The sequence below is a fragment of the Pseudomonas sp. Au-Pse12 genome (genome assembly GCF_021341665.1).
Classification (GTDB): Bacteria; Pseudomonadota; Gammaproteobacteria; order Pseudomonadales; family Pseudomonadaceae; genus Aquipseudomonas.
The window spans coordinates 145,109-171,787 of the sequence record NZ_JAJTTH010000009.1 but is presented as its reverse complement, the minus strand read 5'-3'; the positions used below and the strand labels follow the sequence as shown (position 1 = coordinate 171,787).

Sequence of the window (26,679 nt, the reverse complement as noted above, 5' to 3'; positions counted from 1 at the left end):
CGGCGGCGCGGCGCCCTGGCCACGCGCCGGAAAAAGGCGACTGCAACTACGACCACGGCCGCTCGCCAGGGTGCCCGGCTTCTGGTGCGCAGGCGGCGGGACACTGGAGCCTTCATGCACCCGGGGTTAAGCTGCTGCGCCGGTCCGACCGCCCACCAGGAGTGAAGCATGATCACCATCCGTGAAGCCGACAGTGATGATATCGACGCGCTGCAAGCCATAGGTTGCGCCACCTACCGCGAGCACTTTGCCTCGATCTGGACGGCTGACGGCCTGCAACTGTTTCTCGACCAGGACTTCTCCCCCGCCCGCCTCGCCGCCTCCCTGGCGGCCCGCGACCAGCACCTGTGGCTGCTGGCCCTGGACCCGCAGCAGCAACCCATCGGCTTCGCCAAGCTCAACTGGGCCCGGCCGGTTCCCGGCAGCGACCGCCGCGGGGCCGAACTGCAGAAGATCTACCTGCTCAAGTCCCAGGCTGGCCTGGGCCATGGCCGGCGCCTGCTCGAGCAGGTGTTGCAGCGCGCCGCTGCCGCCGGCGAGAGCTGCCTGTGGCTGGACGTGCTCAAGAGCAACAGCGGCGCCCGGCGCTTTTATGAAAGCGCCGGGCTGCAGCAGATCAGCGAAGTGCCGTTCAGCACCGACCTGCAACAGATCGGCATGTGGGTAATGGCCTGCGACCTGCCACGCCCGGCCTGATTGCCCGATGCCCTTCCAGGGGTAGCCTTCTGCTGCCCCGGCCCTCTCCCTTGTCCGCCCCGCCCGCCAAGGCCCGAACACGCGGCACCGGCCCTGCGCCGACTAGTCCGAATAGACGATGCCCGCCCCCCGTCAGATTTCCCATAGTCCACTTCCCCCTCCTCCCCCCAACCAACGGTATCTCGACGCAAAACGGACATTCAGAGGCAGTAATGAAAAAAACAACAACGCCTTGCTCGCGCACCGCCCTGCTCGCAACTTCCGTTTCCCTGCTCTTGTGCACCCCACCGCTGGCGGCCCTGGAATTCGAATTCAACGACGAGTTCAAGGTGCAGAACAGCAACGTAGTGTCCTACGGACTGGCTTGGCGCACCGCCAAGCCGGCCCATGCCCTGAGCGGACGCAACAATGCCAACGGCAACGATGGCAACAACGCCTTCAAGCGCGGCAACCTGATCAGCCATCGCCTGGGCGTTGTCAGCGACGCCGATTTCAGCTTCCGTCAGGACTACGGGCTGTTCGTGCGCGCCAGCGCCTTCTATGACGATGTCTACCACCGGCGCAACAGTAATAGCAGCGGGACCTCCAACTGCTTCGCCGCCGGGCAGTGCGCGCGCGCCGACCAGTTTTCCTCGGACACCCGCGACATGCACGGCGGCACCGTGGAAATGCTCGACAACTACCTCTACGGCACCTGGCAGGTTGGCGGCCGCCCCCTGAACCTGCGCCTGGGGCGCCAGGTGGTGTACTGGGGCGAGAGCGTCTACAACGGCAACGGCATCGCCTCGGCGATGAACCCGGTGGATGCCAGCAAATCCAACGTACCCGGGGTCGAGGTCAAGGAACGCACGCTGCCGACCGGACAATTGTTCGCCTCCTACGGCCTCAGCGAAGCGCTGGACCTGCAGTTCTACTACCAGTACGAGTGGAAGAAGACCCGGCTCAACGCGGTGGGCAGCTACTTCTCCACCAGCGACCTGATCGACGAAGGCGGCTACAGCAACTCCACCGGTCAACTGCTGCGCCTGAAGGACGACAAACCCCGTGACAGTGGGCAATTCGGCCTGGGCCTGCGCTATGTGGCCCAGAGCCTGAACAACACCGAGTTCGGCCTCTACCGCCTGCGCTACCACAGCAAGACGCCCGTGGTGGACAACCTGAGCCGGCGTGGCGCCTACCAGGCCCGCTATTACGAGGATATCCAGCTCTACGGCGCCAGCTTCGCCACCGTGGTCGGCGACACCAACATCAACGGTGAACTCAGCGTCCAGAACCGCCTGCCCCTGGCGGTGAACCTCGGCGGTGCGCGCCATACCACCCGTGGCAAGACCGCTCAGGTGCTGCTGTCGATGACCCACGGCTTCGGCCAGACGCCCTTCTCCGATACCTTCAGCCTCACCGGCGAGGTCGGCTACAACCGTGTCTTGAGCGTCGACAAGGCCTACCTGGCGCGACGCGCGCCCAGCGACCAACTGTGGAACGACCGCTCGGCCTGGGGCTACACCCTCAGGGCCAGTGCGCGCTACATCGAGGTCATGCCCGGCTGGGACCTGACCATTCCCCTGACGTTCAACCAGGGAGTCAACGGCAACTCCTCGCTAGGCAGTTACAACCAGGGCAGAAACCGCCTGTCCCTGGGCGGCACCCTGGAATACCTCGGCAACCTGTCCCTGGAGGCCACCTACAACGCCTACCTGGGCAGCCCGCGCTACAACAGCCTGGCCGACCGCGACCATATCGCCCTGAACGCCAAGTACAGCTTCTAACTCATCCCGCCGACAACGAGAGCACGATCATGCCCCGTGAACTGCAATCACCCGCCCTGTTACTCGCCTGCCTGCTTGGCTTGAGCCCCGTGGCCTTGGCCGGACTCAGCGAAGCCGAACTGAACCGACTGGACCAGGACCTCACCCCTATCGGCGCCGAGCGCGCCGGTAACGCCGACGGCAGTATTCCGGCCTGGTCCGGCCAATGGCGCGGAGCCCCTGCTCATGTCGCCTTTGCCGGCAGCGGTTCGCTCTATCCTGACCCCTACGCCGACGAGCGCCCGCTGTTCAGCATTACCGCGCAGAACCTAGAGCAGTACCAGGACCGCCTCAGCGACGGCCAGGTTGCCCTGTTCAAGCGCTACCCGCGCAGCTACCGGATGGACATCTACCCCAGCCACCGCGACTTTCGCCCCAGCGCGAACATCGAAGCGCACATCCGTGAAAACGGCCGCACAGCCCAGCTCAGCGAGGATGGCAACGGCGTGACCGGGGCCTGGGGCGGATCGCCGTTCCCGATCCCGAAAAACGGCAATCAACTGATCAAGAACCACATTCTGCAAGGACGCGGACCCGGTGAGGAAGGCATCTACAGCCTGATCGTGACCCTGACCAACGGCAAGCAGGCGCGCCAGGTTCAGCACCACCAGACGTTCAACATCTGGACCAACCCGGACAGCCACCGGCAAAACGACAGCGATGCCATTACCGGCCACTTCATGCACAAGACCCTGGAGCCGGCCCGGGAGCTGGGCAAGATCACCTTCGGCCACGGCTTCGTCAACCCGGTGGCCAATGCCCAGCAAAGCTGGCAGTACGACCCAGGCAGCCGCAGGGTGCGGCGGGCGCCCAACGTTGGCTACGACAACCCCTCCAGCGGCGCCAGCGGCAGCCTGCGGGTCAACGATGACAGCCGTATGTTCAACGGCGGCACCGACCGCTACCAGTGGACCATCATCGGCAAGCGCGAGCTGTTCATCCCCTACCACAACTACCGGATCAACGATCCCGCCATCACCCTGGCTAAGCTCACCGAAACCATTGGCCACCCCAACCCCGAGACATTGCGCTATGAACTGCACCGGGTATGGGTACTGGAGGCCAGCCTCAAGCCCGGCAACCGTCATGTGTATGCCAAACGCCGCTTCTACATCGACGAAGACACCTGGGGCGCGGTCATCGCCGACAGCTACGACGCCCGCAACCACCTCTGGCGCACCAACCTGCAAACCACCTTCTACGCCTATGACACCCAGAGCTATCAGCCTGGGCCATCGGTGTACCACGACCTGATTTCCGGGGCCTATCTGGTGGATCGCCTGACCAACGAACATGGGCCGATCCGCCTGGCGGGCTTCACCCACGATGCCGGTGATTTCACCCCCGCTGCCGTGCGCAAGCGTGCCAAATGAACACTCACGGAGAGCGCAACATGACCCGATTCGACCTGGTCCTCGGGGCCGCCCTGCTGTGCACCATCGCCGCGACCAACGCGGCCCCTGCCGAGCAGCCAGCGCTCCGGCAAGACCTGCCCGCCGCGGAACGCCAAACCCTGCGCGCCCTGGACCTGGCAAGCGCACCCAACCTGCGGGACCTGGGCGGCTACCGCACCACCGACGGGCGCAGCGTGAAGTGGGGCCTGCTGTACCGTGGTGGAGCCCTGGACAAACTCAGTGCCGAAGATCAACACAGCCTGCAACGCCTGCAACTGCAACGTGTGGTGGACCTGCGCAGCCTCCAGGAAATCGCCGACGCCCCCGACCGACTGCCGCCGAAGCTGATGAAGCGGCGGGTCGAGATGCCGATCAGTGCTGGCAACCTCGATATCCGCGAGCTGACCCGACGCCTCCACAGTGGCGACACCGCCGATCTGCAACTGGACGATATGCTGGTCAGTGTCAACACCCAGTTCGTCCGCGAGCAGAGCCCGATCTTCCGCGCTTGGCTGCATGGCCTGCTCGATGAACAGGGCACGCCGATTCTTTACCACTGTACCGCCGGCAAGGACCGCACCGGCTTCGCCTCGGCCATTGTCTTGCTGGCCCTAGGGGTGCCGGAAGCCACGGTGATGGAGGATTACCTGAAGTCCAACCGCTACCTGGCGCAGAAGAACCAGCAGATCGTCGAACAGGTCCGCGTCAACTCCAAGGGCCGCGCCGATCTGGCAGCCCTGCAGCCCTTGCTGGGCGTGGAGCCGCGTTACCTGCAAGCCGCGTTTGCGGCCATGCGCGAGCAGTACGGATCAGTGGAAAACTACCTGCGCGAGGGACTGGGGGTCGATGCCGCGTTTCGCTCGCGCCTGCAGAGCAAGTTCCTCGAAACCGCCGCACCCTGAGGGCCGCCGGAGGTGCGCCGGGTGAGCGTCACCCGGGCGCCCAGCGGCACTCAACGCGTGGCAATGCCCAGGTTCTTCAGGCGCCGGTACAGCGTGCGCTCACTCAGGCCCAGGGCCTTGGCCAACTCGCTGCGCGAGCCGTCGAACACTTCCAGGGCATGGGCCAACTGCTCCAGGTCCTTGCCGGCCCGACGCCGGGTCACCGGGGCCGGGGCCGGGGCCTGAGGGCTGCGCAGTTCCGCTGGCAGGTCCTGCAGGCGGATCACCCCGTCATCGCTGAACAAGCGGGCCCGTTCAAGGATGTTGCGCAGCTCGCGAATGTTCCCTGGGTAGGTGTACAGCCGCAGTTGTTCCAGGGCCTGGGGATCGACCCGCGGCACCACCCCGGGATCGAGGCGGCGCAGCAGGCTGTCAATCAGCAGCGGCAGGTCGTCGCTGCGTTCGCGCAGCGCCGGCAGGCGGATCGGGAAGGCGCTGATGCGGTAGTACAGGTCCTGGCGGAAGCTGCCGGCGGCGACCATTTCCTTGAGCGGCTTGTGGGTGGCCGCCACCAGGCGGAAATCCGAGTGCACGGTGCGCAGGCTGCCCACTGGGCGGAAGCTGCCGGACTCGATCAGGCGCAGCAGCTTGACCTGCATGGCCAGGGGCACCTCGCCGATTTCGTCAAGAAACAGGGTGCCGCCGTGGGCCGCTTCCGCCAGGCCGATCTTGCGTTGCAGGGCGCCGGTAAAGGCGCCCTTTTCATAGCCGAACAATTCGCTTTCCAGCAGGGTTTCGGTGAGCCCGGTGCAGTCCACCACCACCAGCGGCCCGCTGGCCCTGGGGCTGCCATCGTGCAGGGCCCGGGCGAACAACTCCTTGCCGGTGCCGGACTCGCCCTGCAGCAACACCGGAATCGGCGCCGGAGCCGCCCGCTGCAAGGCGCTCAAGGCTTCGTTGAAGGCCGACGAGCGTCCCACCAGGCCTTTCTGCTGGGGCTGCACCGAAGCCACCGCCACCGAACTCAGGCGTTCGACGTAGGCCACCACGGTACCGGCCTCGCCGATGATCGGCCGCAACTCCACGTCCACGTGCTCCGGGCCACGAGGCGTGTGGTGGATGTGCAGCATGCGCTCCGGCACCTGGCTGTCATGGGCCTTGCGCATCGGGCAATGCTCGCCGGCCTGATCGCAGGGCACGGCGAACTGGTGGGAGACGCGGTAGCACTTGGCGCCGACGTGGGGCTTGCCGGCCACGCCGAACTGACGCTGGTAGGCGGTGTTGGCAGCGATGATGTTGTAGTCGGTGTCGAGCACGATGGTCGGTTGCGGGTCGTGTTCGAGGTAGGACACCAGGGCAGACATGGACGGCTGGGCAAGGTCGGTGGCGATCAGGGACATGGGCAACTCCGGGGCAGTGGCGGCAGCTTAAAGCACGCCGCGGCTTTCTGCCATTTTCTGCCACAGGCTGCCATACCACTGCCAAATGACGCTGGCAGTCGCGGCAGAAAACGCCTGATGGCAACCTCTGCGGCCTTCTACTTCAATGAACAGGTGGCCAATCCGGGTATTTGAGGTTGGCACGTTTATTGACAGTCCAAGGGACGAGCGACAGCGCAGACTGCCCTCACCTTCATTGCCTGGAGTGCCCCATGATCATCAGCGACACGCTGCGTGTAGAAGCTTTTTTCGACAGTCAGACCTGGACCATCAGCTACCTGGTGATGGACCAGGCCAGCCGCCGCTGCGCGCTGATCGACAGCGTGCTGGACTACGACCCGAAATCCGGCCGCACCCGCACCGACTCCGCCGACCGCCTGATCGCTCGGGTGCGCGAGCTGGAAGCCCGGGTCGACTGGATCCTGGAAACCCACGTGCACGCCGACCACCTGTCCGCCGCGGCCTACCTCAAGGACCAGCTGGGGGCCCAGGTGGCCATCGGCAATCAGATCACCCGGGTGCAGAAAGTCTTTGCCGCGCTGTTCAACGAGGCCCCGGCCTTTGCCCGCGACGGCAGTCAGTTCGACGTGCTGCTGGAAGACGGCGCCGAGTTCGCCATCGGCGGCCTCGGCGCCCGCGCCCTGCACACCCCGGGGCACACCCCGGCCTGCATGACCTACCTGGTGCAGGTCGGCGACGAGTGCGTGGCCTTTGTCGGCGATACCCTGTTCATGCCCGACTACGGCACCGCCCGCTGCGACTTCCCCGGAGCCGATGCGCGGACCCTGTATCGCTCGATCGGCAAGATCCTCGCCCTGCCCCCGCAGACCCGGCTGTTCATGTGCCACGACTACCTGCCCAACGGCCGCGAACTGCAATACATGACCACCGTCGCCGAGCAGCGCGCCAACAACATCCACATCCATCAGGGCATCGACGAAGACAGCTTCGTGAAGATGCGCGAAGCCCGCGACGCGACCCTCGACATGCCGGTGCTGATCCTGCCTTCGGTGCAGGTCAACATGCGCAGCGGGCACTTTCCCGAGCCCGAAGACAACGGCGTGAGCTACCTGAAGATTCCCCTGAACACCCTATAACTATTACTGACTCCACACGGAGACCTTGCCATGCGTCCCTTCAACCCGGCCCTGCGCCCCGTCGACGGCAGCCACCAGGTGCTGATCGTCGGTGGCGGTGCCGCCGGCATCGCCGTTGCCGCCAGCCTCTTGACCCGCGATCCGCACCTGGACGTGGCCCTCATCGACCCCGCCAAGCACCACTACTACCAACCCGGCTGGACCCTGGTGGGCGCAGGGGTATTCAGCGCCGCGTCCACCGAGCGGACCATGGCCGAGCTGATTCCCCAGGGCGTCAAATGGATCCAGCACGCGGTCAGCCAGTTCGAGCCGCAACACAATGCCCTGGTACTGGACAACGGCCACGTGCTGGCCTACGACCAGTTGATCGTCTGCCCCGGGCTCAAGCTCGACTGGGCGGCCATCGACGGCCTGCCCCAGGCCCTGGGCAACCACGGCGTAACCTCCAACTACCGCTACGACCTGGCGCCCTACACCTGGCAACGGGTGCAGCAGCTGCAACAGGGCGAGGCGCTGTTCAGCCAGCCGCCCATGCCGATCAAGTGCGCCGGGGCGCCGCAGAAGGCCATGTACCTGTCCTGCGACCACTGGCTGCGCCACGGGCGCCTGGGGGCGATCAAGCCGCGCTTCCTGAATGCCGGCGGCGTGCTGTTCGGCGTGGCCGACTATGTGCCGGCGCTGATGGAATACGTGAAGAAGTACGCCATCGAGCTGGATTTCGGCCACAACCTGGTGGCGGTGAACGGCCCGGCGCAGCGCGCGACCTTCGTTCGCACCCTGGCCGACGGCCGCCAGGAAACCCTGGAGCGCGCCTTCGACCTGCTGCACGTGGTGCCACCGCAATGCGCTCCGGACTTCATCCGCCACAGCCCGCTGGCGGACGCCGCCGGCTGGATCGACGTCGATCCCCACAGCCTGCGCCACACGCGGTTCGTCAACATCCACGGCCTGGGCGACGCCACCAACACCAGCAACGCCAAGACCGCCGCCGCGGCGCGCAAGCAGGCGCCGGTGGTGGCCAACAACGTGCTGGTGGCCCTCAAGCGCCTGACCCGGCTGGCCGCCTATGACGGCTACGGTTCCTGCCCGCTGACCGTGGAACGGGGCAAGATCGTCCTCGCCGAATTCACCTACGGTGGCAAGCTGGCGCCGAGCTTTCCGCGCTGGCTGCTGGACGGCCGCCAGCCGACCCGCCGCGCCTGGTGGCTGAAGGAACGGATTCTGCCGCCGCTGTACTGGCGCGGCATGCTCAAGGGCCATGAATGGCTGGCGCAACCGACCCTGGCCACGGACACCCCGAAAGCATGAACGAACACAGTCTTTTGGGCGCCGGGCTGGGGGCGGTCATTGGCGCGATCCTGGCGCTGACTGGAGCCGGCGGCGGCATTCTCGCGGTGCCGCTGCTGGTCTTCGGCCTGGGCCTGAGCATGGTCGAGGCTGCCCCTATCGGCCTGCTGGCGGTGGGCCTGGCCGCCAGCGTCGGCGCGGTGCTGGGCTTGCGCCAGGGCATCGTGCGCTACCGCGCGGCGGGGTTCGTCGCCAGCATCGGCATCCTCATGGCGCCGCTGGGGCTGTGGCTGGCCCACCGCCTGCCCAACCTGCCCCTGGCGCTGCTGTTTTCCCTGGTGCTGCTGTATGCCTGCGGGCGCATCCTGCGCAAGGCCAGCCTGGAATTGAAACAGGGCCAGGCGGCGCCGCGTCCGGCGTTCCTGCCCTGCGTGCTCAACCCGGCCCAGGGTCGCCTGCGCTGGACCCTGCCCTGCGCCCGGGCATTGACCTTCACCGGCATGCTCTCGGGGCTGCTGTCGGGGTTGCTCGGCGTGGGCGGCGGCTTCGTGATCATCCCGGCCCTGAGCCGCTACACCAACCTGGACAGCAAGAGCATCGTCGCCACCTCATTGGCGGTGATTGCCCTGGTGTCCCTGGGCAGCGTGATCACCGCCAGCCTCAGCGGGGTGATGCACTGGGCGGTGGGCGCGCCCTTTGCCCTGGGCGCGGTAGTGGGCCTGGTGCTGGGCCGGCAGGTGGCCAGCCACCTGGCCGGGCCGCGCCTGCAACAACTGTTCGCCGTCACCGGCATGCTCGCGGCGCTGCTGCTGGCGGGCGGGGCCCTGGGCTGGCTGTCCCATTGAGGCCCTTTCGCCGGTCAGCCGGCTCCCACAACAACGGGTACACAGCACCTTTAGCCGCTGGCTTGCCAGCGAAGACGTCGCCACCGACGCTGCGCTTCCAAGGTGGAATAACAGGGCCATGCAGAGGAAATCGATATGCTCTTTGATGCCGTACATTTCACCCCGGGCTCGGCCCTGGCCGGAGGCGCGTTGATCGGCCTCGCGGCCGGGCTGCTGATCGTCGCCAACGGGCGCATCGCCGGAATCAGCGGCCTGCTCGGCAGCCTGCTGCAACCGGGCAGCGAAGGTTGGGGCGAAAAAGCCCTGTTCATCCTCGGGCTGTTGCTGGCGCCCCTGCTCTGGGGCCTGTTTCACGCCCTGCCCGTCGCCGAGTTCCAGGGCGGCCTGCTCGGCCTGATCAGCGCCGGCCTGCTGGTGGGCATCGGCACCCGCTATGGCGCCGGTTGCACCAGCGGCCACGGGGTCTGCGGCATTTCCCGGCTGTCGCCACGTTCACTCGTCGCCACCCTGTGCTTCATGGGCACCGGCTTCGCCACGGTCTGGGTATTGCGCCACGGACTGGGGCTGCTGCCATGAGAAAACTCAGCGCATTTTTTGCCGGCCTGCTGTTCGGCATCGGCCTGCTGCTGGCAGGCATGGCCAACCCGGCCAAGGTCCTGGGTTTTCTCGACCTGGCCGGCACCTGGGACCCGTCCCTGGCGCTGGTGATGCTCGGCGCCATCGCGGTGGCCTGGTGGCCCTTCCATTGGGCCATGGGCCGCTCGCGCTCAGTGCTCGGAGCGCCCATGCAGATCCCCGCCAAGCGCAGCGTCGATCGACGCCTGATCGGCGGCAGCCTGCTGTTCGGCATCGGCTGGGGCATTGCCGGGATCTGCCCGGGACCGGCCCTGGTGCTGTTGCCGGGCGGCCACTGGCAAGCCTGGGTGTTCGTCCTGGCCATGCTCCTGGGCATGCTGCTGTTCCAGCGCCTGGAGGCCCGTCGGCAGCCCTGAGCGGCACTGCTACGAGGGAAACCACCGGGGAAACATTGACCTCTGCCGGTCCACCGCGCGGGTGGCGACCATGACCTGGACCTGTATCCCCCAGGAGTGCGCCATGTCCACCACCCAGTCCCTTGAACTCTGCCTCTGGCGCAAGATCGGCCGCTGCGCCTCACGCATCGGCCGGGCCTTGATCCAGAAATCCCTGTGGCTCTACTACGCCGCGCAACGACCGCAAACCCCGATCTGGGCCAAGACCACCATCTACGCTGCCCTGGGCTACTTCGTGCTGCCCGTGGACATCATCCCCGACCTGATCCCCGGGGTCGGGTACGCGGATGACCTTGGGCTGCTGGCCGGCTCGGTGGTGGCCGTGGCCGCCCACATCAACGCCGAAGTCAAGGAGCAAGCCAGCGCACGCCTGGCCGACTGGTTCGGCAGCGAACCGGAATAAGCCTGGGGGCCGCGCCTGAGTGCGCATTCGACTCACCAGGGCGGTGCAGCCCCGGACACAATGGCCGCCCGACTCACCGCGCCTGCGTGTCCAGGGCATAGAACTCCTGCAGCTTGGCCTGCAGCAGTTGCTTGTCCGGCAACTGGGTCCGGTACTCGGCGATCAACGCCGGTGACAGTGAACGGTTGAGGGCATATTCCACCACCTCGTCATCCTTGCTGGCACAGAGCAACACGCCCAGGGCCGGGTTTTCGTGGGGTTTGCGCACCTGGCGATCCAGGGCCTCCAGGTAGAAGTCCAGCTTGCCCAGGTACTCCGGCTCGAAGCGCCCCACCTTGAGTTCAACGGCCACCAGGCAATTCAACCCGCGATGGAACAGCAGCAGATCCAGAACGAAATCGCGCCCGCCAACCTGCAAGGGGTAGCCCGAAGCGACAAAGCAGAAGTCGCGGCCCATCTCGATCAGAAAATCCTTGAGTTGACGCACCAGCCCCTGATGCAGGTCGGCCTCGTCATGCCCCGGGGGCAGGTCGAGAAACTCCACCATGTAGGCATCCTTGAAGACCTTCAGGGCCTCGGGACGGGCCTGTTTCAAGGTGGCCGTGGCATTGGCCGGGTGGGTCAGCGTGCGTTCGAACAGGGCGGATTTGATCTGCCGTTCCAACTCGCGGGTCGACCACTGCTCCTGAATGGCCATGCGCAGATAAAACTCGCGCTCTTGCGCGCATTTACCTTGCGCAAGAATGATCAGGTTCTGGGTCCAGGGTAATTGTGTCAGCACTGCTGACACTTTCTCCTCCCCTCGATAGACCTCATAGAACTGACGCATGCGGAACAGGTTACGCCGGGTAAACCCCCGCAGCCCCGGCTGCTGCCGCGCCAGGTAATCCGCCAATTGCTGGACCACGCCATCGCCCCACTCCGCCGCCTCGATCTTGCGGCTGATATAGGCCCCGACCTGCCAATACAGTTCCACCAATTGGCTATTCACCGCTCGCACCGCCCGCTGGCGCGCAGTGCTGATCATGTGCGCCACTTCGCTGAATGCCACATCGGTGGAGGTGATTGCCGCTTGCGCATCAGGCTTCATAGAGAACGCTCGGTTGGCTGGAGACAGGCCTCTATCATCCCGTGGCTCACCTTGAACCTGTAGTCAGCCCGGTCTCTTTCCCTTGAGCGAAATGTCCTGATTTCAGCGACGCAAACAGGCCTGTCAGCCGGGCATGCAATTGAAGTCGTGGGTACTGGCCACCTGCCTGCCCTGGGCGTCATACAAACGCGCCGATACCGCGGTCCCCAGGCTCGACTCCACCAGTCTGTAATGCTCACCGGCCTTGAAGCCGCCGTAGCTGAGATGGCCATTGCAATCTTGCTGGTTGGCATCACCGACGTTCTCTTCAAACAGGGTCACGTCCAGGCGGTGAGCACCGGGCTTGACCTGGAAATAACGCCCATCATCGACCTTGTGCCCGTCCACCCGTTCGGCCATCAGGTCGTTGGGCGCCTCTTCCTGCAGGCCGATCCAGGCCTCGCCGGGGTCGGGCTGGGGCATGGGGCCAGCACAAGCAGAGAGCAGGGCCACCAGGCCCAGGGCAGGAATCAGCAGCAGCGGTTTAAATGTCATGACGCAGTACCTCGGCAGTCAAAAAAAGGGGGTTACAGGCAATTGAAAGGCTGGCTCCGGGCCACTGGCCGGCCCTGGTCATCCAGCAGCGCCGCGCTCACGTCCTGGCCCTGGCTCGACTCCACCAACCGGTAATGCCCGCCCGCCTGGAACCCTGTGTAGTCCAGGCGTCCCAGGCACTCGGGCTGCGCCGAGTTGCCGTTGGCCCCTTGCAACAGGGCCATCTGCAAGCGGTGCTGGCCCGGGCTGACCTGGAAATAACGGCCGTCGCTCAAGCGCTGGCCGTCGACGCTGTCGGCCAGCAAGTCGTTGGGGGATTCTTCGGAAAGATCGATCCAGGCCTGCTGCGGATCGGCCTTGGGCACGGGCCCGGCACAGGCCGAGAGCAGGCACGCCAGGCCCAGGCCCGGCAGCAGCAACAGCGGTTTGAGGGACATGAAAAAAACCTCGCAAGTGACAGAAACAGGTGCGACGCCGGCCGGAAAAAAATCGGCTGCGTCGATGGCCATCAAGCTTGTAGAGGCCCCGGCGCGAGAACAAATGAATCCACATGAAAGGAAATACAGGCCTTAGCTAAAACTTCCTTCACCTGGCTGAAAGCCGCGTGTTAGGTGGGTCGCTGCAGGCTGCCGAGGTTTGCAATCCCACTCCCTCGGAGGTTTTCGGCATGCTCGGGCTGGTCAAGACCGCACTGCTCAAGCCCTACACGTTTATCGTGCTGGCGATATTCATCTGCATCATCGGGCCCCTGACGGCCCTGCGTACCCCCACCGATGTATTCCCCGACATCGGCATTCCGGTGGTGGCGGTGGTCTGGCAGTACAACGGCCTGTCGCCGGACGCCATGGCCGGGCGGGTGATCTACACCTACGAGCGCTCCCTGAGCACCACGGTCAACGACATCGAGCACATCGAATCGCAGTCGCTGCCGGGCATGGGCATCGTCAAGATCTTCTTCCAGCCCGGGGTCGATATCCGCACCGCCAACGCCCAGGTGACCGCCGTTTCACAAACCGTGCTCAAGCAGATGCCGCCGGGCATCACCCCGCCGCTGATCCTCAACTACAGCGCCTCGACGGTGCCAATCCTGCAGATGGCCTTCTCCAGCCCGACCCTGTCGGAGGCGAAGATTCGCGACCTGGTGCAGAACAACATCCGCCTGCCCCTGAGCGCCCTGCCCGGCCTGGCCATGCCCACCCCCATGGGCGGCAAGCAGCGCCAAATCACCCTCGACCTGGACCCGCAAGCCCTGGCCGCCAAGGGCCTGTCGGCCCAGGACGTGGGCAATGCCCTGGCGGCGCAGAACCAGATCATCCCGGTGGGCACCGCCAAGCTCGGCAGCGATGAATACACGGTGCTGCTGAACAACAGCCCGACCGCCATCGAGGAGCTCAACGACCTGCCGATCAAGACCGTGGACGGCGCGCTGATCACCATCGGCCAGGTGGCCCACGTGCGCGACGGTTCGCCACCGCAGACCAATATCGTGCGGGTCGACGGACGCCGGGCGGTGCTGATGCCGGCGCTGAAGAACGGCAATATCTCCACTCTGTCCATCGTCGACGGCATCCGCCAGATGCTGCCGCGAATCAACGAAACCCTGCCGCCGGCGCTGAAGACTTCGCTGCTGGGGGACGCCTCGGTGTTCGTCAAGCAGTCGGTGGGCAGCGTGGCCCGTGAGGGCATCATCGCCGCCCTGCTGACCAGCGCGATGATCCTGCTGTTCCTCGGCAGTTGGCGCTCGACCCTGATCATTGCCGCCTCGATTCCCCTGGCGGTGCTTTCCGCGATTGCCCTGCTGGCGGTCAGCGGCCAGACCCTCAACGTCATGACCCTGGGCGGCCTGGCCCTGGCGGTGGGGATCCTGGTGGACGACGCCACGGTGACCATCGAGAACATCAACTGGCACCTGGAACAGGGCAAGGCGGTGCAGGACGCGATCCTCGACGGCGCCAAACAGATCGTCGGCCCGGCCTTCGTCTCGCTGCTGTGCATCTGCATCGTCTTCGTGCCGATGTTCCTGCTGCAGGGCATCGCCGGCTATCTGTTCCGGCCCATGGCCCTGGCGGTGATCTTTGCCATGGCCAGCTCGTTTATCCTCTCGCGGACCCTGGTGCCCACACTGGCCATGTACCTGCTCAAGCCCCACGCGCCGGAAGCCGGGCCCGGGCATCACCCGGAAGATGCCTTCATCAACCACCACGAAGGCGAACAGCACGCCCAGCCACGTAGCGCTCTAGTGCGCGGGCTACTGGCCTTCCAACAAGGTTTCGAGGCGCGTTTTTCCAACATTCGCGACACCTACCACGGCCTGCTGCAGCTGGCCCTGGGCCGGCGCAAGAGCTTCATCCTCGGCTTCCTCGCCTGCGTGCTGGCGTCCTTCGCCCTGCTGCCAAGCCTGGGCCAGGACTTCTTCCCCGCCACCGACGCCGGCGCCCTGGCCCTGCATGTGCGCCTGCCCCTGGGCACGCGGATCGAGGAAAGCGCGGCGGCCTTCGACCGCATCGAAGCGCGCATCCGCGAGGTGATCCCGCCGGAGCAGCTGGACAGCATCATCGACAACATCGGCATCCCCCTGAGCGGCATCGACATGGCCTACAGCAACAGCGGCACCATCGGCCCGCAGGACGGCGATATCCAGGTCACCCTGAAACCCGGCCACGCCCCCAGCGCCGACTACGTGAAGCAACTGCGCCAAGCCCTGCCGGAAAGCTTCCCCGGCAGCCAGTTCGCCTTTTTGCCGGCGGACATCAGCAGCCAGATCCTCAACTTCGGCGCCCCGGCCCCGCTGGACGTGAAAATCTCCGGGCCCGACACCGAAGCCAACCGCGCCTTCGCCCTGGAACTGCAACGGCGCCTGCAGCATGTGCCGGGCATCGCCGACCTGCGCATCCAGCAGTCCACCGGCTACCCGTCCTTGCAGGTCAAGGTCGATCGCCTGCGGGCCAATGGCCTGGGGATCACCGAGCGCGACGTGACCAACAGCATGGTCGCCTCCCTGGCCGGCAGCTCCCAGGTGGCGCCGACCTTCTGGCTCAACCCGAAGAACGGCGTGTCCTACTCCATCGTCGCCGCCACCCCGCAGTACCGCCTGGACAGCCTGCCGGCCCTGGAAGCGCTGCCGGTCACCGGCAGCAACGGCCAGTCGCAGATCCTCGGCGGCCTGGCAGATATTTCCCGGGTCGAGAGCCCGGCGGTGGTCAGCCACTACAACATCCAGCCCACCCTGGACCTGTACGCCAACGTCCAGGGGCGCGATCTGGGCGCCGTGGCCCACGACATGCAAAAGGTCCTGGACGACGCCGCAGCCCTGCGGCCCAAGGGCGCCACGGTCAGCCTGCACGGGCAGATCGACGCCCTGCACCAGGCCTTCAGCGGCCTGAGCCTGGGCCTGCTGGGGGCGGTGGTGCTGATCTACCTGCTGATCGTGGTCAACTTCCAGTCCTGGGTCGATCCGTTCGTGATCATCACCGCCCTGCCGGCGGCCCTGGCCGGAATCGTCTGGATGCTGTTCTTGAGTGGCACCGCGCTGTCGGTGCCGGCGCTGACCGGGGCCATCCTGTGCATGGGGGTGGCCACCGCCAACTCGATCCTGGTGGTGAGTTTTTGCCGCGAGCGCCTGGCGGAGCACGGCGACGCCCTCAAGGCCGCGCTGGAGGCCGGCTACACACGCTTTCGCCCAGTGTGCATGACCGCCCTGGCGATGATCATCGGCATGCTGCCCCTGGCCCTGTCCGAAGAACAGAACGCGCCCCTGGGCCGCGCGGTGATCGGCGGGCTGCTGCTCGCCACCGTCGCCACCCTGATTTTTGTCCCCGTGGTCTTCAGCCTGGTCCACGGCCGCCGTCCCCAATCCGCTGTTGCTGGAGAAAACACCCATGTCGCCTGATCACACCCCTTCGCGCAAACGCCTGATGCTGCTGGGCATAGGCAGTCTGAGCCTGGCCGCCTTGCTGGTGGCCAGCGGCCTGGCGGCGCGCATCCGGCATGAACGGGCCGTGGTCGCCTGGACCGAAACCGCCGCCGTGCCGCAGGTGCTGGTGTTCCAGCCGCAGCACAACCTACTGGGCGACACCCTGCGCCTGCCGGCGCACCTGGAAGCCTGGAGCAAGGCGCCGATCCACGCCCGGGTCAGCGGCTACCTCAAGGACTGGAGCCAGGACATAGGCGCCAAGGTGGCCGCCGGGCAGGTACTGGCCCATATCGACAGCCCCGACCTGGATCAGCAAGTGGCCCAGGCCCGGGCGCGGATGATCCAGCAGCAGGCCAATGCAAGGCTGGCGCAGACCACCGCCGAGCGCTGGCAGCACCTGTTGGCCAGCCACTCGGTGTCGCGCCAGGAAGCCGATGAAAAAAGCTCCAACGCCGCCGCTGCCAAGGCCAATGCCCAGGCAGCCGCCGCCGACTACGCACGGCTCACGGCGCTGGAAGACTACAAGACCATTCGCGCGCCATTCGCCGGCACCCTCACCGCCCGCCACACCGACATCGGCCAGTTGATCAAGGCCGACAACGACAGCGACCCCGAGCTGTTCGACCTGGCGGACACCCACAAACTGCGGCTCTACGTGCCGATTCCGCAGAACTACGCCAGCGTCATCCGCCCCGGCCTGCAAGCGCAGCTGACCGTGCCCGAGCACCCGGGCCAGCACTTCAGCGCGCAACTGGTGGGCGACTCCACCGCCATCGACCCGCGCTCCGGCACCCTGCTGGCGCAGTTCGTCGCCGCCAACCCCGACAGCGCCCTGATGCCCGGCGACTATGCCGAAGCCACCCTGGCCATCCCTGCCGACACCCACGGCGTGAGCATCCCCGCCAGCGCCCTGATCTTCCGTGCCCAGGGCACCCAAGTGGCATTGATCGACGGCTCCCGGCACGTGCACCTGCGCAGCATCCATATCGGCCTCGACCTGGGCGAGCGACTGGTGATCGACCAGGGCCTGCAAGCCACGGATCAAGTCATCGACAACCCACCGGACGCCCTGCGCGAAGGTGACCTGGTGCAACTGGCCGACGCCGGAGGTGAGCATGCGCCCAAGGCTTAAGCCCCTCGCCGCCCTGCTGGTGCTGGCCCTGCACGGCTGCTCCCTGGCGCCCCGCTACCAGGTGCCGGCCATCGACCTGCCGGCGCAATACCGCGAACAGAGCAGCGATGGCCCCTGGCACCCGGCCGCCACGCCCCAGGGGCTCGCCGAGCACTGGTGGCTACTGTTCCAGGACCCGCGTCTGGACGACCTGCAACAGCGCCTGCTCCGCGCCAACCCCGACCTGGCGGCAGCCCTGGCCCACTACGACAGCGCCCAGGCCTACGCCAGCCAACTGCACGCCGGGCTGTTCCCGCAGATCAGCGCCAGCGCCCAGCCCTTGCGCCAGCGCCAGTCGGACAGCCGGCCGCTGCGGGGCAGCACGCAACCGTCGATCTACAACAGCAACAGCGCCGGTTTTGCCCTGAGTTTCGACCTCGACCTGTGGGGGCGCATCCGCAATCAAGCGGCAGCCGGCGACGCCCAGGCCCAAGCCTCCGGGGATGACCTGGAAGCAGCGCGCCTGAGCCTGCAAAAACAGTTGGCGAGCCTGTATGTGCAACTCACTGGCCTGGATGCCCAGAGCCGGATCTTGAGCCACTCCCTGGAGGATTACGCCCAGGCCCTGCAACTGACCCGCGACCGTTATCAAGGGCAGATCGCCTCGGAACTGGACCTGACCCGGGCCCAGAGCCAACTGGCCAGCGCCGAGGCGGAACTGGACGAAGTGCGGGCCCAGCGCAACCTCAGCGAACACGCCATTGGCGAACTGGTGGGCGAACCCGCCAGCCGCTTCAGCCTGGCGCCCTCTTCGCGACTGCTGAGCCTGCCGAGTATTCCCCAGCAACTGCCCAGCACCCTGCTGCAACGCCGGCCGGACATTGCCGCCGCCGAACGCCGGGTGTACGCCGCCAATGCCGGCATCGGCGTGGCCCGCGCCGCCTGGTACCCGGATTTCAGCCTGACCGGAATGCTCGGTGGGCAGACCCAGGGCGTGGGCAACCTGCTGGCGGCGGGCAATCGCTATTGGGCCTTGGGCCCCCTGATGAACCTGCCGATCTTTGATGGCGGGCGGCTAAGCGCCAATGAACGCCAGGCCCATGCCGAGTTCGAAGAAGCCGCCGCCCATTACCGTGGGCAAGTGCTGCGGGCGGTGCGCGAGGTGGAGGACAACCTGGGGCAACTGCGGGATCTGCGCCAGGAAGCGCTGGATCAGCAGGCAGCGGTGAATGCAGCGCAGCACACCCAGACCTTGGCCATGAACAGCTATCAGGCCGGGGCGGTGAGTTATCTGGATGTGGTGACGGCGCAGACTGCAGCGCTGCAGGCGCAGCGGGGGTTGCAGGCACTGCAGACGAGGCAGTTGCAGGCGAGCGTGGGGTTGGTGGTGGCCTTGGGAGGAGGAGAATCAGCGGCAAGTTTGTAGCGGCAAGCGGCAAGCTAAAAGCTTGAGGTTTGCCGCCTCGCCCTATGAGTCGCCAACCGTTGCTGATAGTGTTGAGCGGCAAAGAGTAGTTATCATACCCACCGCCACAACAGGGAGTTGAAAGTGATGTGAATAGCCGGCAACTCATCGCTCAAATCGAAGCAGATGGTTGGTATCTGGTCAGGGTCAAGGGCAGTCACCACCACTTCAAACATCCGTCTAAGCCAGGCCTGGTCACCATCCCCCATCCCAAAAAAGATCTACTGGCCAAAACGGTAAGCAGCATATTGAAACAAGCCCGGCTCTAACCACCCAGGCTCAAGGCTCCCAGGTCCGAAGGAGGATCAGTCCATGCTCTATCCCATTGCCATTCTTCCCGGTGACGACCAACACGCATGGGGTGTGGAAGTACCCGATATTCCAGGCTGCTTCTCCGCTGGCGACGACCTCGACGACGCCATGGCCATGGCCCGCGAAGCCATCGAAGGCCACCTGGAATTACTGGCCGAAGAAGGAGCAGCCATTCCCACAGCCCGCACAGTGACCCTCCACGCCGCTAACCCCCAATATCAAGGCTGCACTTGGGCCGTGATTGATATCGACATCACTCGCTACATGGGCAAGGCGGAAAAACTCAACATCACGCTGCCGGGCTATTTGCTGAATCGAATTGATGAATATGTGAAACATCATCCAGAACAGAAAAGCCGATCGGGCTTTTTGGCTCAGGCCGCGTTGAGGGTCTTGCAGGGCGTTTGAGGATTTTGATTGAAAGGCTGAGGGTCCAGGCTTTGGCTTTGCTCTCCCTTCAGGAGGCCGGAGCGAGGCGCCGGATGCAGGGGCAAGCAGATCAAGATCAAAAGCCAGAGCAAGATCAACATCTGACGGCGGCCTGCCGGCCGGCCTTGTTTCATTTGTCCTTCACAGGGCGATGCTGCTCTTGGGATGGTCGAAGGTCCTGCGGACCTTTTCGCAGCTTCGCAGCTTCGCAGGCTCAGCAGCGGCTACAGAACGCACATACTCTGTAGCCGCTGCCGCAGGCTGCGAACGCTCTGGGCGGCACTCCGTCGTAGGAGACGCTAAACCTGCATCCCCAATGCTCCTGGCATGCCGCGCCGCCTGGTTTTGCGAGCGCGAGCGCTCGTTCGCAGCCTTCGGCAGCGGCTACAAGGAGCCAGCCCGCGCCTCAGGGCTTTGGCTTTTGATCTTGATCTTCCTGCCCCTTCAGGAGGCCGAACGCAGGCGTTGCGCAGGGGGCAGCTCGGCAAGGATGCCGAGCTAGCCGCCATCAGGCCATGGATGGCCTGTGGCGGCGTGCCCCCCGGAGCAATGCCGGAGCGAGGCGCCGGATGCGGGGGCAGGAGCCCTTTGGTTACTTTGGGCTGGGCCGGCATTCCGGCTTTTCCAAAGTGAGTCGCCGTAAGGGCGAAACCCTAAGTGGCCGTGACCGCAGCAATGGATATGTACTCCATCAAAACCAGCAACCAATAGTCGACACAACCACTCAAACATCGCCTTCAATGCTCGGTTGCACCGCTCTGGCATCCCCCCTATAGTTCGCCCTCGCGGCAAAATCCGCGAGCGACCTTGGCCGGTCGAATATAGGAACGCATCAGCGTCCAAAACATCATTGCAGGCGCTTTTTTTGTGCCTGTGATTTTGTCTCATGGCGGCTGTGCGTGGGACACCTTCGGGTGTGCCGGTTTCCTATAGCCGGTCGGCCAACCCGCGTACAGCTGCCACCCTAATTCGCTTGGCCGCGGAAGGTGGCAGCTCAATTTATAGGAGCTACACCGATGACTGACCATCACCTCCCCCGCTTCACCCCCATCGACACCCACGACACCGAACACCCGGTGTTCTACCTCGACACCCAAGCCCCCTTGAGCGACCTGGCCAGCAGCGCCGCCCACCGTTTCACCGTGGTCCGCGACCTGATGGACAGCCTGTCCACCTTGGAGCTGAAAGACATCAGCGATTGCGATCTGACCCGCATCACCCGTGGCGTGCACCTGCTGACACGAGAAGGCTGCGCGGTGTTGGAAGTGATTCAGTGGCGGGTCGCGTAGGAGCCTTGTTCGCGGACCTGTGGCGAGGGAGCTTGCTCCCGATTGGGCCTCAACTCCATGCCACCTGATGCACCGCGTGCATCAGGGTTTGGGGCCGCTGCGCAGCCCAGCGGGAGCAAGCTCCCTCGCCACGAAGAGCAGGCAGCAACTAAGACTCCAAGCTCCAAGCTTGCGGCTTGCGGCTTGCGGCTTGCGGCTTGCAGCTTGCAGCTTGCAGCTTCTAGATGTGGCAAGTGCTCAGGCCATTCTTTTCCAGGTAGCGCTGGTGCGCTTCATCCGCCAGTTCGAAGCGGCCCAGGGGCACGATCACCGTGGCCACGGGTTTGTTGAGGCGTCCGGAGTCTTGTAGGGCGGTCTTGGCCGCCCTCGCCTGTTCGGCCTGCACGGCGTTGGTGTGGAAGATCGCCGAGCGATATTTCACCCCGCCATGCTCGCCCTGGCGATCCACCGAGGTGGGATCGTGCAGGCCCCAGAAGTGCTCGATCAGGCGGGTATAAGCCAACACCTGCGGGTCAAAATCCACCTGCACCACTTCTATCTGCAAGGCTTCGTCCGCCGCTTCCACGGCGTAGCCGACGCGGCTGTCCACTACTCCAGGCAAGGCCCTGAACGCGGCTTCCGCGCCCCAGAAACACCCGGCGCCAAAGGTCGCCTGTTCGAGGCTGTTCACCGGCGCCCCACTCATTGCGCCACTCCCACTTTTTCACCGCTGGCACCCAGCCAGCCATCGACGATCTGCGGGTGCGCCGCGACCCATTCCTTGGCCGCCTGCGCCGCCGGTTGCTGTTCTTTTTCAATCTTGAGGATCAGGTCATTCAGGGCCTGAGGCTCGATGCTGAAGTTCTCCAGGAACGCGGCAATTCGCGGTGCGCGTTTTTGCAGGGCGCTGGAGGCCAGGACATACACCCGGGCATCCGGGTAGGCGCAGGTGATCTTGCTCTTGCTCAGCCAGTCGGCATCCACTGTCGGGCTGATGAATTTCCAGCAGCCATCGGCCTTGTACAGCGGGTCGCCCTTCTTGTTGTCCTGGGCATAGCCGTCGAACGCCGGTTCATCCAGGCGGCGCAGGTCGAAGGCGGAGAAGATCCAGTCCGGGGTGTAGGCGTAGAACACCACGCCGCGCTGGGCCTTGTAGGCCGCGGCGAGCTTGGCGTAGGTCACCGAGGCTTCGGTGGACACCGATTCGAATTTGTCGGCAAAGCCGAAGTCCTTGGCCTTGATCTCGCCGATGTAGGTGGACTCCCAGCCCGCCGGGCCCACCAGCAGTTGCGCCTTGCCGCCGCCCAGGGGTTCGAAGAGTTTCGCCACTTCAGGCTTTTGCAGGTCGTAGACCGATTTCACGCCGTATTTATCTTGCAGGTAGCCGGGGATATAGAAGCCCTGCACCCCGAGGTACGGCTGCTTGTTGGGCACCAGGGAGCGGGTGCCGCCGGTGACATATTTGGCCCAGGCGGCAGACTGGTTGGGCAGCCAGATATCGGTCAGCACGTCCACCGAGCCATCGCCCTTGGCAGCGGCGGCAAACAGCACCGGCACGTCACCGGCCAGGTAGGAAACGTCGCCATCGAGGCGGCTCTTGATCACTTCGCCGAGGATGTTCTGGATGGCGATGGCGCCGGTCCAGTTCTGTTCGCCGATAACGATCTTGTCCTTGGCCAGCACCGGCAGGGACAGACCCAACAACAGCGCGGCGGCGCCAAGGGTACGGGTAAACGACTTGTTCAAGGGACACCTCATGATTGATGCAATGTGCGATCCCGCTGGCGCAGGGTCGCTTGAATGATGCGGTCGGGAATCAACGCGCAGAACACGATCGCGGCGCCGGCCAACATGCCCTCGCCGCCCTTGATGTTGCGCAGCGCGGTCATCACGTCGTAGCCCAGCCCGCCGGCGCCGATCAGCGCCGCCACCACCACCATCGACAGGCTCATCACTAGGGTCTGGTTGATCCCCAGCAGCAAGGAGCCGGCGGCCAGGGGCAGCTCGACCTTGGTCAGGATCTGCCACGGTGTGGCGCCGTGGGCCAGGGCCGCTTCGACGGCGGTCTTGGGCACTTCCTGAATCCCCAGGGCGGTAAGGCGGATCATCGGCGCCAGGGCGAAGATCACCGTGGCGATCACCGCCGGGGTCTTGCCCACCGAGAAGAACGCCACCGCCGGGATCAGGTACACGAAGGTCGGCAGGGTCTGCATCACGTCCAGCAAGGGGGTGATCAGGCGCCGGGCCAGGGCGCGCTTGGCCAGGAGGATGCCGGCGGGCACGCCGATCAACAGCGAGATCAACACCGAGGAACCCACCAGGGCCAAGGTGGCGATGGTCCGCTCCCAGAAGCCGAACAGGCCGATGTAAACCAAGGCCGCGGCGCTGGTCAGGGCCAGGGCGGCGCCGGCGCTGCGCCAGGCCAGCAGCACCAGGGCCAGGGCCGGCACCGGCCAGGGCAGCCAGCCCAGCAGGCTTTCGATGCTTTCGATCACCGTGCGCACGGCCACTATCACGCCGACGAAGGTGCTCTCAAAGGTGACCTGGGACCAGCCGATCAACTGGTCGATGGCCGCCGCGGTGCCCAGCAGCACTTGGCGGTCGGCGGGAAACTGCAGCCAGGGACCAGAGGCATCGGCGGCCAGTACCCGCCACAGCACCAGGGCCTGGCACAGCAGCAATACCAGCCACGGCAGGCGCCAGTCGGAACGGCCCTGGCGGCTGGGGCGCCGGGCCAGGGTCAGGCTCAACAGGCGGCTGCACAGCAGGCCGAGCAGCGCCAGGACGCCCCAGGCAAGGCTGGCCGTGGCCAGCCCCTGGCCCAGGGCCGCGGCGGCGCCCAGCTCCAGGGCGAAGCACAGCCAATACAGGCCACCACGACCGCTGGCAGCCAGGGCCGCCGGCCCCAGCAGCAGGGTCTGGGCCAAGGACAATCCAGGGCTGGCTGGAGCCGGCGCTACCCCACGCTTGACCGGGGTCGGCAAGACCGTCACCGGCGTGTCGCTGCGGGCCCCGTGGTCCTGAAAGAAGTCCGCCACTTCGGCATCCGCCGGTTGCTCCAGCAACTCGCTGGGGGTGCCCAGCTGGATCAGTTGGCCGTGGCGCAGCACGGCGATGCGGTCCGCCAGGCGCAAGGCTTCTGCCGGGTCGTGGGTCACCAGCAAAGTGGTGATGCCGCGCTCACGCACCACCCGCAGAAAGTGGCTTTGCAGGTCGCGGCGGATGGTCGGGTCGAGGGCACTGAAGGGTTCGTCCATCAGCAGGATGTCCGGTTCGCTGACCAGGGCCCGGGCCAGGCCGACCCGCTGCTGCATGCCGCCGGACAGTTCATGGGGGTAATGCTCGCCCCAGCCGTCCAGGCCCATGGCTTGCAGTTGCAGATCGGCCGCGGCGTGGCGCTGGGCCTCGGGCTCGCCACGCAGTTCCAAGGGCAAGGCGACGTTGTCGCGCACGCTGCGATGGGGCAACAGGCCGAAATGCTGGAACACCATGCCGATGCGCCGGGAACGCAGGGTGCGCAGTTCCTCGGCCGAGAGTTGGCTGATGGCCGCACCGTCGATCAGCACCTCGCCGCTGCTGGGCTCGATCAGCCGGTTGATATGCCGCAGCAAGGTGGATTTGCCACTGCCGGAAGTGCCCATCAGGCACAGCACTTCGCCACGGCGCACCTTGAGGCTGACCTGCTGCACCGCAGGCGGAGCGGACTGGCCACGGCGGCGGGCGTAGTGCTTGGTCAGGTGGCGCAACTCCAGCACCACGTCGGCGTTAGCCGCGGGCGGGCTGGACCAGGCTGGGACGGCAAAGGCCTCTTGGGGGTGAACGGCAGACACGGGAACTCCTGACGCCGGGCGCGGGATGGCGTAGCCGGCGGTGAACAAGAAAAAAGAGGGGGCCTGTTCGCCGGCAAGCCGGCTCCTACAACGGCATCGCGTGGTGCATGTAGGAGCTGGCTTGCCAGCGAAGGCAATCTAACCAGCGATCACAACTTCTTGGGGCTCCACAACTGCACCGCCCGGGCATCCACTGGCTTGGGCAAGAGCTTTTCCTGGTAGAAGGCATCGGCGATTTTCTGCTGCTCGCCCAGGGCGTCCGGCTTGACCGCTTCGACCTGGTAGGTGCGGCGGCTGTTGGCCAGTTCCACGGTCGGTACATCCAGGTTGCCCCACAGCGGGCCCAGCAGTTTCGCCGCCTCGGCCGGATGCGCCTTGACCCAGGCGCCGGTCTTCTGCAGCTCGGCAAACACCTGGTTCAGCACCTCGGGATGGGCCTTGGCGTAGTCGCCGGATGCCAGGTAGTAACGGCGATAGCTGGCCAGCCCCTGGCCGTCGTGCAGCACCCGCGCGCCCTGCTGGCGCTGGGCGCTGGCGACGAAGGGTTCCCAGGTGACCCAGGCATCGACCTTGGCGGTTTCCAGCGCCGCGCGGCCGTCGGCCGGGGTCAGGTACACCGGCTGGATATCGGCAAAACTCAAACCCGCTTCGCGCAAGGCAGCGATCAGCAGGTAATGGCTGCCGGCGGCCTTGGTCACGGCGATGCGCTTGCCCTTGAGGTCGGCCAGGGACTTGAGCGGCGAGTCCTTGGCAATGACGATGGACTGGGCGGCGGGCGATGGGGTTTCGGTGGCGAAATAGGTCAGCTTGGCCCCGGCGGCCTGGGCGAAGACCGGCACCGTGTCGGCGACATCGGCGCTGATATCGACATTGCCCACATTCAACGATTCCGCCAGCGGCAAGCCACTGGTGAATTCGTGCCAGGTGATCTTCACCCCCTGCCCCGCCAGCTGTTTTTCCAGGGTGCCCTGGGCCTTGAGCAAGGCCAGCAGGGTCGAGGATTTCTGGTAGCCGATGCGCAGGTCGGTGTCGGCCTGGGCATTGAGGGCCATGCCCAGCGCCAGACCGGCCAGGGCGGTGATCGACAAGCTACGACGCAAAGCAAAGGGCAGGCGCATGGGAGCGAACCTTCTCGGAGACAGGAAAGTCGCTAAAAGCTAATCGATCTAATAAATCGAAAATAAATACTTTTTAGGAATTAGCTTAGGTTCGTGCGAGCGACCGCCCCTAACGGTCACAAGGCTTGGAACCGCCGAACTCGGTTTTGCGCAGGCAGAAGAAGCCGTTTTTCTTCAGGGTCAGCGGCGCCACGGCACAAGGCAGCACGGCCTGATTGACCTCAATCGACACCCGCTCGCCCTGCAACTCGCGCTCGTCCAGCCGCAGCTCGCAACTGCCCGCCTGGTTGCCGGCTGAGTAGCCGATATGGCTGATCACCCGGTTGTCCAGCTTGATCACCAGGGGGTTCTGCGCCGCCGAACAGGCCGAGAGGCTGGGGTGGCGGGCGTTGATGCTCAGATGGTTGTCATCGCCGGTGGCCGCCGGGACCAGGGGGATGAACAGCAGCGACATCAGATGGTGGGACGGCGCGGAGGTCAGCTTCACATACAGCGGTTCCGGCCCGCAGGCCAGCTTGAACGCGGTGCCCTGGTCATATTTTCCCTGGCTGGCGTCCTGCCAACCGCCGAGGCTGTCGGCCTTCCAGTCGTGGCCCCATTTGTAATCGATACAGCCACCCAGGCTCAGAGCCAGGGCCAGACAAAGCGCCATCCTGTGCATAGTCGGCATCCCGTGCGAAAAGTTCGCCAGTGTACGCCAGCCAAGCACCTGACGATGCCCCTTGCCGGCG

Annotated in this window: 25 protein-coding genes; 16 read left to right on the top strand and 9 right to left on the bottom strand. The window is 65.5% G+C overall.

Annotation, left to right across the window (positions count from 1 at the left end; translation table 11 throughout):
* Positions 1-168: 168 nt before the first annotated feature.
* From LXM55_RS24135 to LXM55_RS24120, 4 genes are all read left to right on the top strand, one after another.
* Positions 169-696 carry a GNAT family N-acetyltransferase gene (locus tag LXM55_RS24135; protein ID WP_233322673.1) on the top strand — a complete coding sequence of 176 codons (528 nt, stop codon included), beginning with the start codon at positions 169-171 and terminating at the stop codon, positions 694-696.
* A 212-nt stretch (positions 697-908) separates the two neighbouring features.
* A complete protein-coding gene (locus tag LXM55_RS24130) occupies positions 909-2,462 on the top strand; it encodes a DUF1302 domain-containing protein (RefSeq protein WP_233322672.1) in 1,554 nt (517 codons plus the stop codon).
* Between the two features lie 29 nt (positions 2,463-2,491).
* On the top strand, positions 2,492-3,874 hold the full coding sequence (locus LXM55_RS24125) for a DUF1329 domain-containing protein (RefSeq protein WP_233322671.1): 1,383 nt from the start codon (positions 2,492-2,494) through the stop codon (positions 3,872-3,874).
* Between the two features lie 20 nt (positions 3,875-3,894).
* Positions 3,895-4,797, top strand: coding sequence for a tyrosine-protein phosphatase (locus LXM55_RS24120; protein ID WP_233322670.1), 903 nt, complete (start codon positions 3,895-3,897; stop codon positions 4,795-4,797).
* Between the two features lie 50 nt (positions 4,798-4,847).
* On the opposite strand, the gene LXM55_RS24115 is transcribed toward LXM55_RS24120, so the two are convergent.
* A complete protein-coding gene (locus tag LXM55_RS24115; protein ID WP_233322669.1) occupies positions 4,848-6,176 on the bottom strand; it encodes a sigma-54 interaction domain-containing protein in 1,329 nt (442 codons plus the stop codon).
* A 251-nt stretch (positions 6,177-6,427) separates the two neighbouring features.
* Here LXM55_RS24115 and LXM55_RS24110 point away from each other — a divergent pair, with 251 nt between their 5' ends.
* The 6 genes from LXM55_RS24110 (at position 6,428) to LXM55_RS24085 (ending at position 10,878) form a co-directional block, all read left to right on the top strand.
* Positions 6,428-7,312 (top strand): MBL fold metallo-hydrolase, encoded by an 885-nt coding sequence (locus tag LXM55_RS24110; RefSeq protein ID WP_233322668.1) that lies wholly within the window; start codon positions 6,428-6,430, stop codon positions 7,310-7,312.
* A gap of 30 nt (positions 7,313-7,342) precedes the next feature.
* Complete coding sequence (locus LXM55_RS24105; RefSeq protein WP_233322667.1) at positions 7,343-8,620, top strand: NAD(P)/FAD-dependent oxidoreductase; 1,278 nt, start codon at positions 7,343-7,345, stop codon at positions 8,618-8,620.
* Positions 8,617-9,444, top strand: a complete 828-nt coding sequence (locus LXM55_RS24100) for a sulfite exporter TauE/SafE family protein (protein WP_233322666.1) — start codon at positions 8,617-8,619, stop codon at positions 9,442-9,444. The genes LXM55_RS24105 and LXM55_RS24100 overlap by 4 nt, the downstream gene beginning before the upstream one ends.
* Before the next feature lie 135 nt (positions 9,445-9,579).
* Positions 9,580-10,020, top strand: a complete 441-nt coding sequence (locus LXM55_RS24095; RefSeq protein WP_233322665.1) for a YeeE/YedE family protein — start codon at positions 9,580-9,582, stop codon at positions 10,018-10,020.
* Complete coding sequence (locus LXM55_RS24090; RefSeq protein WP_233322664.1) at positions 10,017-10,436, top strand: DUF6691 family protein; 420 nt, start codon at positions 10,017-10,019, stop codon at positions 10,434-10,436. Before LXM55_RS24095 ends, LXM55_RS24090 begins: the two co-directional genes overlap by 4 nt.
* A 70-nt stretch (positions 10,437-10,506) precedes the next feature.
* Entirely contained in the window at positions 10,507-10,878 is a 372-nt protein-coding gene (locus tag LXM55_RS24085) for a YkvA family protein (protein ID WP_233322663.1), read from the top strand.
* Between the two features lie 73 nt (positions 10,879-10,951).
* On the opposite strand, the gene LXM55_RS24080 is transcribed toward LXM55_RS24085, so the two are convergent.
* From LXM55_RS24080 to LXM55_RS24070, 3 genes are all read right to left on the bottom strand, one after another.
* Positions 10,952-11,968: a PDDEXK nuclease domain-containing protein gene (locus LXM55_RS24080; RefSeq protein ID WP_233322662.1), complete on the bottom strand. Its 1,017-nt coding sequence runs from the start codon at positions 11,966-11,968 to the stop codon at positions 10,952-10,954.
* A 123-nt stretch (positions 11,969-12,091) separates the two neighbouring features.
* The gene (locus LXM55_RS24075; RefSeq protein ID WP_233322661.1) at positions 12,092-12,502 is read right to left on the bottom strand and encodes a PA0061/PA0062 family lipoprotein; all 411 of its coding nucleotides are present in this window, start codon (positions 12,500-12,502) and stop codon (positions 12,092-12,094) included.
* A 32-nt stretch (positions 12,503-12,534) separates the two neighbouring features.
* Positions 12,535-12,939, bottom strand: a complete 405-nt coding sequence (locus LXM55_RS24070; protein ID WP_233322660.1) for a PA0061/PA0062 family lipoprotein — start codon at positions 12,937-12,939, stop codon at positions 12,535-12,537.
* 230 nt (positions 12,940-13,169) lie between these two features.
* Here LXM55_RS24070 and LXM55_RS24065 point away from each other — a divergent pair, with 230 nt between their 5' ends.
* The 6 genes from LXM55_RS24065 (at position 13,170) to LXM55_RS24040 (ending at position 21,021) form a co-directional block, all read left to right on the top strand.
* Positions 13,170-16,391, top strand: a complete 3,222-nt coding sequence (locus LXM55_RS24065; RefSeq protein WP_233322659.1) for an efflux RND transporter permease subunit — start codon at positions 13,170-13,172, stop codon at positions 16,389-16,391.
* The gene (locus LXM55_RS24060) at positions 16,381-17,547 is read left to right on the top strand and encodes an efflux RND transporter periplasmic adaptor subunit (protein ID WP_233322658.1); all 1,167 of its coding nucleotides are present in this window, start codon (positions 16,381-16,383) and stop codon (positions 17,545-17,547) included. Before LXM55_RS24065 ends, LXM55_RS24060 begins: the two co-directional genes overlap by 11 nt.
* Complete coding sequence (locus tag LXM55_RS24055; RefSeq protein ID WP_233322657.1) at positions 17,531-18,952, top strand: efflux transporter outer membrane subunit; 1,422 nt, start codon at positions 17,531-17,533, stop codon at positions 18,950-18,952. The genes LXM55_RS24060 and LXM55_RS24055 overlap by 17 nt, the downstream gene beginning before the upstream one ends.
* Before the next feature lie 128 nt (positions 18,953-19,080).
* Positions 19,081-19,260, top strand: coding sequence for a type II toxin-antitoxin system HicA family toxin (locus tag LXM55_RS24050; RefSeq protein WP_233322656.1), 180 nt, complete (start codon positions 19,081-19,083; stop codon positions 19,258-19,260).
* Positions 19,261-19,303: 43 nt separating this feature from the next.
* Positions 19,304-19,711, top strand: coding sequence for a type II toxin-antitoxin system HicB family antitoxin (locus tag LXM55_RS24045; protein ID WP_102864418.1), 408 nt, complete (start codon positions 19,304-19,306; stop codon positions 19,709-19,711).
* Between the two features lie 1,037 nt (positions 19,712-20,748).
* Positions 20,749-21,021 carry a hypothetical protein gene (locus LXM55_RS24040; protein WP_232642397.1) on the top strand — a complete coding sequence of 91 codons (273 nt, stop codon included), beginning with the start codon at positions 20,749-20,751 and terminating at the stop codon, positions 21,019-21,021.
* A gap of 220 nt (positions 21,022-21,241) precedes the next feature.
* Here LXM55_RS24040 and msrA read toward each other — a convergent pair whose 3' ends face one another.
* The 5 genes from msrA to LXM55_RS24015 form a co-directional block, all read right to left on the bottom strand.
* The gene (msrA, locus tag LXM55_RS24035) at positions 21,242-21,706 is read right to left on the bottom strand and encodes a peptide-methionine (S)-S-oxide reductase MsrA (RefSeq protein WP_267924556.1); all 465 of its coding nucleotides are present in this window, start codon (positions 21,704-21,706) and stop codon (positions 21,242-21,244) included.
* Complete coding sequence (locus LXM55_RS24030) at positions 21,703-22,758, bottom strand: ABC transporter substrate-binding protein (protein ID WP_161758161.1); 1,056 nt, start codon at positions 22,756-22,758, stop codon at positions 21,703-21,705. Before LXM55_RS24030 ends, msrA begins: the two co-directional genes overlap by 4 nt.
* The gene (locus LXM55_RS24025; protein ID WP_233322655.1) at positions 22,755-24,830 is read right to left on the bottom strand and encodes an ATP-binding cassette domain-containing protein; all 2,076 of its coding nucleotides are present in this window, start codon (positions 24,828-24,830) and stop codon (positions 22,755-22,757) included. Before LXM55_RS24025 ends, LXM55_RS24030 begins: the two co-directional genes overlap by 4 nt.
* A 149-nt stretch (positions 24,831-24,979) precedes the next feature.
* Positions 24,980-25,948 (bottom strand): aliphatic sulfonate ABC transporter substrate-binding protein, encoded by a 969-nt coding sequence (locus LXM55_RS24020; RefSeq protein WP_233322654.1) that lies wholly within the window; start codon positions 25,946-25,948, stop codon positions 24,980-24,982.
* Positions 25,949-26,057: 109 nt separating this feature from the next.
* Positions 26,058-26,609: a hypothetical protein gene (locus LXM55_RS24015; RefSeq protein ID WP_233322653.1), complete on the bottom strand. Its 552-nt coding sequence runs from the start codon at positions 26,607-26,609 to the stop codon at positions 26,058-26,060.
* Between the last annotated feature and the right edge of the window lie 70 nt (positions 26,610-26,679).